8 protein-coding genes are annotated in these 8,559 nt (G+C 38.0%); 5 read left to right on the plus strand and 3 right to left on the minus strand.

Annotation, left to right across the window (positions count from 1 at the left end):
- Window positions 1-5 precede the first annotated feature (5 nt).
- Window positions 6-710 carry a response regulator transcription factor gene (locus BUC06_RS13020; RefSeq protein ID WP_073334443.1) on the minus strand — a complete coding sequence of 235 codons (705 nt, stop codon included), beginning with the start codon at window positions 708-710 and terminating at the stop codon, window positions 6-8.
- A gap of 130 nt (window positions 711-840) precedes the next feature.
- On the opposite strand from BUC06_RS13020, the gene BUC06_RS13025 reads away from it, so the two are divergent.
- The 4 genes from BUC06_RS13025 to BUC06_RS13040 all read left to right on the plus strand — a co-directional run bounded on the left by BUC06_RS13025 (window position 841) and on the right by BUC06_RS13040 (window position 4,756).
- Complete coding sequence (locus BUC06_RS13025) at window positions 841-1,485, plus strand: YiiX/YebB-like N1pC/P60 family cysteine hydrolase (RefSeq protein ID WP_228423728.1); 645 nt, start codon at window positions 841-843, stop codon at window positions 1,483-1,485.
- A gap of 246 nt (window positions 1,486-1,731) precedes the next feature.
- Complete coding sequence (locus BUC06_RS13030) at window positions 1,732-2,049, plus strand: NIL domain-containing protein (RefSeq protein WP_228423730.1); 318 nt, start codon at window positions 1,732-1,734, stop codon at window positions 2,047-2,049.
- A gap of 229 nt (window positions 2,050-2,278) precedes the next feature.
- A complete protein-coding gene (locus BUC06_RS13035; RefSeq protein ID WP_073334445.1) occupies window positions 2,279-2,827 on the plus strand; it encodes a LemA family protein in 549 nt (182 codons plus the stop codon).
- A 3-nt stretch (window positions 2,828-2,830) separates the two neighbouring features.
- A complete protein-coding gene (locus tag BUC06_RS13040; protein WP_073334446.1) occupies window positions 2,831-4,756 on the plus strand; it encodes a DUF2207 domain-containing protein in 1,926 nt (641 codons plus the stop codon).
- Window positions 4,757-4,827: 71 nt separating this feature from the next.
- On the opposite strand, the gene murA is transcribed toward BUC06_RS13040, so the two are convergent.
- Together murA and BUC06_RS13050 are read right to left on the minus strand one after the other, a co-directional pair.
- On the minus strand, window positions 4,828-6,135 hold the full coding sequence (gene murA / locus BUC06_RS13045; RefSeq protein ID WP_073334447.1) for a UDP-N-acetylglucosamine 1-carboxyvinyltransferase: 1,308 nt from the start codon (window positions 6,133-6,135) through the stop codon (window positions 4,828-4,830).
- The gene (locus BUC06_RS13050) at window positions 6,135-6,821 is read right to left on the minus strand and encodes a DUF4290 domain-containing protein (protein WP_073334448.1); all 687 of its coding nucleotides are present in this window, start codon (window positions 6,819-6,821) and stop codon (window positions 6,135-6,137) included. The genes murA and BUC06_RS13050 overlap by 1 nt, the downstream gene beginning before the upstream one ends.
- 188 nt (window positions 6,822-7,009) lie before the next feature.
- Between BUC06_RS13050 and BUC06_RS13055 the strand changes: the two genes are divergently transcribed.
- A complete protein-coding gene (locus BUC06_RS13055; protein ID WP_073334449.1) occupies window positions 7,010-8,443 on the plus strand; it encodes an alpha-amylase in 1,434 nt (477 codons plus the stop codon).
- Window positions 8,444-8,559 lie beyond the last annotated feature (116 nt).

Below are 8,559 nucleotides of genomic sequence, written 5' to 3' on the forward strand. Positions count from 1 at the left end.
GATCGTTAAGCGTTGGAATTATCTTCGTAGCCCTTTTTCAAAATAAACCCCATACCTGCTTTTGTATGAATAAGTTTGGTGTCAAAGCTGCGGTCGATTTTTTTTCTGATATAATTAATATAAACGTCAATGAAATTTGTCCCCGTATCAAAATGGGTTTCCCATACATTTTCTGCAATTTCATGTCGGGATAGAACCCTTTCAGGATTTTCAAGCAGGAATTTCATCAGGTTAAATTCTTTAGGAGTAAGCTTGATTGGATTTCCGGCACGAATGACCGTTTTTAATTTTAAATCCATCTCAATATCTTCGTAGTGCAACACAGATGAGGTTTCCGGACGATAGGTGGAATATCTTTTAAGCAGAACTTTGACTCTGGCTATGAGTTCCCTCATTTCAAAGGGTTTGGTAAGATAATCATCTGCCCCGGAATCAAAACCTTCCAGCTTATCATCCGTTGTTCCTAATGCAGTCAGCATAATAACCGGGATCTCGGGCTTCAGTGCCTTGATTTCCTTGCAGAATTCCAGTCCGTTTTTAACGGGAAGAATAATATCAGTGATGATCAGATCAAAATCCATTAATTCGGTAAGCTTGAGTGCTGTTTCACCGTCCGCAGCAATATTTACTTCCATCTCATTTTCCATTACTCCTCTCGCAATCAGCTGCGAAAGTCTTTTATCATCTTCAACTAACAGGATATGAGGCATAGAAGTCAGGTTTTATTGCTGGTTCTGCAAAGGTAATTAAGTATTTTCACATACATATAATGAATGCAATTTGTAATTTTGACCACTTAATGATAAACGCGTTATGATTAGATTAAAAAAAGTTCTGTTTTTGAACTTTGTAAAAACCTTTACCTATAGTAGTATATTAGCTGTGCTACTTCTTGTGCAGAGTTGTACTTCTCAACCCGGAGCCGGACAATTAAAGAACGGCGACCTGCTTTTTGTCACGGCAAAAGAAACAGGACTGTCGGGAGCAATTAATAATGTGACACAAAAGCAAAAAGAGGCCTCTTTTGATCATATTGGAATTGTGGAAAAGGAAAATAATCACTGGTATGTGCTGCATGCAGCTCCAAAAGGAGGTTCCCAGAAACAAGACCTGACCTCTTTTCTTAAAGACCAGTCTGATGAAGGGCAGAAAGTAATGATCTACCGCTTAAAATCTGACTATCAGAAATCTGTTCCCGAAGCACTTAAAAAAGCAGAATCTATGGTGGGAAAACCCTATAATTTCAATTATATTTTAGATGACAATTCGTATTACTGTTCAGATTACATAGAAAGAGCGTTCCGGGAAAGCAAAATTTTCACATTAGAACCTATGACCTTTATTGACCCTAAAACAGGGAAGACCAATGAATTCTGGACAGCATTTTATAAAAAGAAAAATCTTGCCGTTCCTGAAGGAGAACTCGGATGTAATCCAAATGGGTTAGCAGCTTCAGAAAAACTGGAAAGAGTAGGGGAACTCTAAAATACTACAGCCTCTAAAGATTTGAATGATCTTTAGAGGTATTTTTTTTTGTAAAATCAATGATCTCCGTGTAATCTGTGGGGAAATAATTCTATTCTATTATCCTGAGCTTAAAAAAAAATAAGTTAAAATTTAAAATTATTAGTCTACTAATTTGGTGGACTAATAATTTTTTATATTTTTGTCAAAGATTTAATGCAAGAAAGCAACCATGATCTAGAAAATGTTTAACCAAAAAATTGTTTAATGATGATTACACCTAATCCAACATTACAGGGAATACCGAATAATCCAATCGGGCTGCCTAAAAAAGAACTGATACTGGAAATAGAATTGAATGGCAAGATGAAATTTGAGCATTTAATGAATACCATCTACAATCAGTTTGGGATCTGCCACAGGGTGTTATCTGCCAATGTAGAATATGTGAATGGAAACAGTTTTGGTTCGGTACAATTGTATATTAATGTCAATTCAGAAGACTACCAGCAGCTGGAGTTTTATCTGAATAAAAATAAACTTTTAAATACCATGGTGGAATACAACTGCCGGAAGTATTTTTAGGGGAGGTTCATATAGTTTTAATTACAGAAAGTATTCGGTTTTTCCGGATACTTTTTTTTGTGATATCAACGGGATTTTTAAAATCAAAATTTTGATTTAATTTGCTTTCATCTATTCAATATTTTTAATGGTTTAAAAGAAATTCCATTAAAATAATTCCAGACTATTCTTAAATTTCTATTTCCGATTCAAAAAAAGAGTACTTTTAAAGGATATAAAATAAAAATGTATGAGTATAGTTATTATTGCTTTAATCGCAGCGTTTGCTATTTATGCAGTGTCGATCTACAACCGTCTTGTAAAACTGAGAAATCTGGTTCAGGAAGCGTGGAGCAGTATTGATGTGATGCTTAAAAAACGCCATGACCTTATTCCCAATCTTGTGGAAACGGTGAAAGGCTATGCTACCCACGAACGGGAAACTCTTGACAGCGTGATCAGAGCGAGAACGCAGGCAGTAGGGGCAGATTCTGTTCAGTCCAAAGAAGCGGCTGAGAAAAACCTGAATCAGGCGATGATGAATTTATTTGCCGTTGCAGAACAGTATCCTGATCTGAAAGCGAACACTAATTTTCAGCAACTTCAAAGCGAACTTACTTCCATAGAAAATGATGTGGAAAAAGCAAGAAGATATTACAACGGAACGGTGCGCGAAAACAATACTTTAGTTGAATCTTTTCCAAGCAATATCATTGCGAACATGTACAAATTTGAAAAATCGCCTTTCTTTGAACTGGATAATATTGCAGAAAGAGAAGTACCAACTGTAAAATTCTAAGAAATGAAAAAGGGGTTACTGCTTTTCCTTCTTCAGTTTTTTTTCGTAGCCTTTGCCCAAAACGAATTGGCCAGGGCAGATCAGTTATCGATGATCGGAACGGAAAAAATTATTTCTTTTCATTCGGATATTGATGTGGATAAAAATTCAGGAATTACCGTAACCGAAAATATTAAGGTGTACAGTCTCGGAAATAACATCAAAAGAGGAATTTTCCGGGCACTTCCTTTATCCAGAAATCTGAACAATAAAACACAGAAAGTACAATACGATATCATCTCTGTGAAAAAAAATGGAATCGATGAAAATTACCATGAAGAGACAGGAGATGGCTATTTAAAGATTTATGCAGGAAATAAAGATATTATCCTTGATCCAGGAACCTACGACTATGAAATAAAATACAAAGCACAGAACCAGATCGGATTTTTTGCGAAGTATGATGAATTTTACTGGAATGTGAACGGAACCTACTGGGATTTCGATGTAGATTCTGTTTCTGCAAAAGTGAATCTTCCCGAAGGAGCAGGAATTATCCAAAACTCTTGTTATACGGGAGCTTACGGTAGCAACAGCCAAAATTGTACGGCTCAGGTATTGTCTGAGCATGCCATTGAATGGAGTGCGGCAGGGCTTCGGGCTAATGAAGGACTTACCATTGCAGTAGGTTTCAAAAAAGGTCTAATGGTTCCTCCACCGCCACCGACTTTCCTTGAAAAATATGGAATTCTGATGGGTGGATGTATCCTGTTTTTAATTCTTTTAATGTGTTTGTATTCGACATGGCGAAAATATGGGGTTGATCCTGAAACACCAACCGTTTATCCGCAGTTTAATGTTCCCGAAAATCTTTCACCGTCTTCTCTCGGATATATCAGTTCCGAAAGTTTTAAGAATAAATACCTTACCGCAGCGGTTGTCAATCTTGCCGTCAAGGGGTATGTCAAGATTATTGAGGGTGAAGATTCCGGTCTGCTGGGATTTTTTAATACCAAAACTTTTACGCTGCAAAAACTGAAACCGGCAGATGAATCCCTTTCCAAAGAAGAGATCAATCTGATGAACAGTCTTTTTTCAGAATCTGAAAATGCTGTAAAGTTTGACGGAAAATATAATTCGAAGATTGAAAAGGCGGTTCTCAATTTCAAAGAAGCGCTAAGATTTCAGCATGAGGATTTTTTAAATGAAGGAAATAATACAAAGAAGTTATTACTCCCATGGCTTATCATTACTGTGTTTTATGGCTTGGGCTTATTTATAAGCTATACGATCCTGCCTGAGTTTGAAAGAGTATTTGCCGGAGGGATTTTATATATTGTTCTTTTTATTGCATTTGTTTTGATAGCCTTTTTAGCAAAAAAACTCTCATGGAAGCTTCTGTTCCTGATTCCTATTCCCATCAGTATTATTTTAGGAATAGGAGGGATTATTTCTCAGGAAGGTACAGATGATACGAGTATCAATTTCAGTGTCTGTTATATTTTTCTTGCTCTGTCCTTTTCTGTGATGGTGCTTTATCAGTATTTAATCAAACAGCCATCCAAAGAAAAGCTAAGGAAAAAATCACTGATAGACGGTTTTAAAATGTATATGGGAGCAGCTGAAAATGAGCAGCTGAAATTCCATAATCCTCCTCAGATGACCCCACAGGTTTTCGAGACCCTCCTTCCTTTTGCGATGGTGATGGGAGTCGATCAGATCTGGGGACAGAAATTTGATGATTTGCTGAAAAGAACATCAACAGAATATAACAATACCTGGTATTATGGAGGCGTAATGAATCATTATGCATTCGGAAATACTTTGAACTCAAGTCTTACGCAATCGATACAGTCTGCATCTACAAAGCCATCCAGTTCCGGCAGCGGATCCGGCGGCGGAGGATTCTCCGGCGGTGGCGGTGGCGGTGGAGGCGGAGGCGGCTGGTAACCGATGTTTCAAAAAAATAAAAGCGTTCAAAAATTAATTTGAACGCTTTTTTATTGGAATACAATGTATTTTTAAATTCTTTCAATGTCAGCACCAATGGCTTTCAGTCTTCCATCAATATTTTCGTACCCTCTGTCGATTTGCTCGATATTGTGGATGATGGATTTTCCTTCCGCAGAAAGTGCCGCGATCAGAAGGGCATTTCCGGCTCTGATATCAGGAGAAACCATAGTCGTTCCTCTCAACGGAGCTTCCTGGTTCAATCCGATTACTGTTGCTCTGTGCGGATCACATAAAATAATCTGTGCCCCCATATCGATCAGTTTATCCACAAAGAATAATCTGGATTCAAACATTTTCTGGTGAACCAAAAGACTTCCTTTGGCCTGAGTGGCTACTACCAGAATAATCGATAATAAATCCGGCGTAAATCCTGGCCATGGAGCGTCTGAAATGGTAAGAATAGATCCGTCAATAAATTTTTGGATTTTATAGTTTTCCTGAGCAGGAATAAAGATATCGTCATTGCTCTGTTCAAGCTGAATTCCTAATTTTCTGAATGTATTGGGAATCACGCCAAGCTGGCTCCAGTTGACATTTTTGATGGTAATTTCAGATTTCGTCATGGCAGCAAGTCCTATCCATGATCCGATCTCTACCATATCCGGAAGCATTGTGTGTTCCGTACCGTGAAGATAGTCTACCCCTTCAATGGTTACCAGGTTAGAACCGATTCCGGAAATATTGGCACCCATTCTGTTCAGCATCTTACATAGTTGCTGAAGGTAAGGTTCGCACGCAGCGTTATAAATTCTTGTTTTTCCTTTAGCAAGGGTTGCTGCCATAACGATATTCGCAGTTCCGGTTACGGAAGCTTCCTCAAGAAGAATAAATTTCCCTCTCAGTTCTTTCGCTTTTAATGAATAGAAATATTCCTCTTCATCATAATTAAATTCAGCTCCTAGTTCTACCAATCCCTGGAAATGCGTATCCAATCTTCTTCTTCCGATCTTATCACCTCCCGGAGTCGGCATATAAGCTTCACCGTAGCGGGCAAGCATCGGCCCCATCAGCATAATGGAACCTCTCAGTTTAGCTCCGTCTTTTTTAAATTCGTCTGATTTTATATAGTCGAAATTGACCTTGTCGGCTTTGAATGTGAAATCGCCCTGGCCATTTTTGGTTACTTTTACCCCGAAATCACCTAGAATTTCGATCAGTCTGTTGACGTCGTGAATATCAGGAATATTTTTAATTCTTACCTCCTCATCGGTTAACAAGACAGCACATAAAATTTGTAAAGCTTCATTTTTTGCCCCTTGTGGAGTTATTTCCCCATGCAGTTTTTTTCCTCCCCTTATCTGAAATGTTCCACTCATTACTTTCTGTTTTTATGGTTGTTGTTATTATGCCTTCTCTTATTAGTCTGGTCTTTATTGGTATTGCTGTTGTTTCGTCCGTTATTGCTGTTATTTCGCCCGTTGTTGCTGTTGTTTCTGCTATTATTGTTGGTGGTGTAATAGATTTTGCTCTTTTCAAGCGATTCTATTCCCGTAAGGTCCAGCCTGTTTTCAGACAACTCTTTAAGGTGACGGAAAATGACGTCATCCGTTACATGTTCCTTATTATATACATTGTAAGACTTCTTCATATTGTTGGCGATCACCTCGATCAGGGCTTCCTTTTCGTCACCCGGTTCAAGTTCGATGGCCTTTTCAATCAGTTGAAGGATACTTTTCCCGTAAAACTTAAAATCTCCCTGAAGTTTAGGATATTCCATTCTTTTCGGCTTTTCGGCCAATTGTTCTCTGGTAGGGAAAGGATATGGGGATTCTACATCAAGATCATATTCTGCTAAAATGAAAAGATGATCCCAAAGTTTATGTTTATAATTGTCTTCGTCACGGAGTTGAGGGTTTCTCTGACCCATAAAATCGATAATAGCCATGGCCATTTCACTCCTTTCCTCTTTGGTAGGGAGTTCCTTGCAGCGTTCAACCAACTGCTGTATGATTCTGCCATATTCTGGCATATGAAGCTGAGTTCTTTGGGTGTTATATTCCATAATATGCAAATATATGGATTAAAAGAAAAATTGTTTTGAAAATATAAAAAGTTTATGATTTTTTAATGAAAATTGTAGGCATCCTTTTCCAAAGATCTTTTGGTGAAAATTAAAATATTTCACATTTTATAGAATTTGTTTTAAGAAAATTGTAATTTAGTTAATAGGTTAATAATTAAAATAGTAGTATGAAAAAAACACATTTCTTAGTTTCGATGCTGGTTTTAGCCGTTTTTAATTCCTGTCAGAACACTGATGAAAATGATAATGAAAATCTGAGGAAACAGGAATCTCACAGCAAAACCGTTAATGTGACAACGCATGACGGGCGTCCTTTTAGTACAGGAAGCGGATCTGTATCCGGGAAATTTGTATCCGGTCCCGGAGGAGGAGTTCTTATGCAGGGATTTTACTGGGATGTTCCCGAAGGTGGAAACTGGTGGAATACCGTGAAAGACAAACTCGCCGCATGGTCAGATTCAGGGATCAGTGCAGTATGGCTTCCTCCTGCTTCAAAAGCTCAGAACGGAGCGTATTCCATGGGATATGATCCTACCGATTATTATGATTTCGGAAATTTCAACCAAAACGGAAGTGTAGAAACACGATTTGGTTCAAGAACTGAACTGGAAGCATTAATTACAAAGGCCCATGCTGAAAATATGCAGGTTTATGCAGATATTGTCATCAATCACAACAGTGGTGGACAATCTCAGTCCAATCCTTTTACAGAAACCAATACATGGACCGATTTCTCAGCCATAGCTTCGGGTAAATTTCCAAGAAGCTACAATGATTTTTATAAAAACTCCTATGGAAACAATGATGAAGGGGCTTTTGGTGGGTTTCCGGATCTTTGTCACGCTAATCCCTACGTTCAGGACTGGCTTTGGGGAAGAGATGATTCTGTTGGAAAGTACTATAAAAATGTCATGAAATTTGACGGCTGGAGATTTGATTATGTCAAAGGTTTCGGACCTTGGGTAGTTAATACCTGGAATAGCAATGTGGGCGGATTTTCCGTAGGTGAACTGTGGGATTCCAATGTGAATACTCTGGAATGGTGGGCGAACAATGCCAACAGTTCCGTCTTCGATTTTGCAGCCTATTATAAAATGGATGAAGCTTTTGATAATGGAAATTTAAATGCTTTGAATGACGATATGATGTGGAAAAGAAATCCTTACAAAGCTGTTACTTTTGTAGCCAATCATGATACAGATATTATTAACAATAAAATGCCGGCCTATGCCTATATTCTGACTCATGAAGGATATCCGACGATCTTTTACCGGGATTATGAAGAGTGGCTGAATAAACAAAAACTGAACAATCTGATCTGGATTCATAATAACAAAGCCACCGGAAATACCTCTATTCTGTATACAGATAATGATGAATATATTGCAAGACGTAACGGGTACAATGGAAATCCCGGACTTGTAGTTTATATCAACAATTCATCAAGCTGGCAGGAAAGATGGGTGCAAACCAACTGGAGCAGTAAGCAGATCAAAGATTTTACAGGTAATTCTACCTGGTATCCTACAACGCAGGGAGATCAATGGGTGAAGATCCAGTCTCCGCCAAACAGCTATTCCATATGGTCGTTGAACCAATAGAAAAAGTTTAATAAATAAAAAGAATCCGTCTCACAACCAATTTGCGAGACGGATTTTATTTTAGTTGAACTTTGTTTTATTGTCCAAAAAAGGAAAAAGTTGTCCTCTTCAGGCAA

Source organism: Chryseobacterium carnipullorum, from assembly GCF_900142785.1.
GTDB classification, from domain to species: Bacteria; Bacteroidota; Bacteroidia; order Flavobacteriales; family Weeksellaceae; genus Chryseobacterium; species Chryseobacterium carnipullorum.

Coding starts and splice junctions, on each gene's coding strand:
- BUC06_RS13055 (WP_073334449.1), top strand. CDS start 7,010: ATGAAAAAAACACATTTCTTAGTTTCGATGCTGGTTTTAGCCGTTTTT.
- BUC06_RS13030 (WP_228423730.1), top strand. CDS start 1,732: ATGATGATTACACCTAATCCAACATTACAGGGAATACCGAATAATCCA.
- murA (WP_073334447.1), bottom strand. CDS start 6,135: ATGAGTGGAACATTTCAGATAAGGGGAGGAAAAAAACTGCATGGGGAA.
- BUC06_RS13020 (WP_073334443.1), bottom strand. CDS start 710: ATGCCTCATATCCTGTTAGTTGAAGATGATAAAAGACTTTCGCAGCTG.
- BUC06_RS13050 (WP_073334448.1), bottom strand. CDS start 6,821: ATGGAATATAACACCCAAAGAACTCAGCTTCATATGCCAGAATATGGC.
- BUC06_RS13035 (WP_073334445.1), top strand. CDS start 2,279: ATGAGTATAGTTATTATTGCTTTAATCGCAGCGTTTGCTATTTATGCA.
- BUC06_RS13040 (WP_073334446.1), top strand. CDS start 2,831: ATGAAAAAGGGGTTACTGCTTTTCCTTCTTCAGTTTTTTTTCGTAGCC.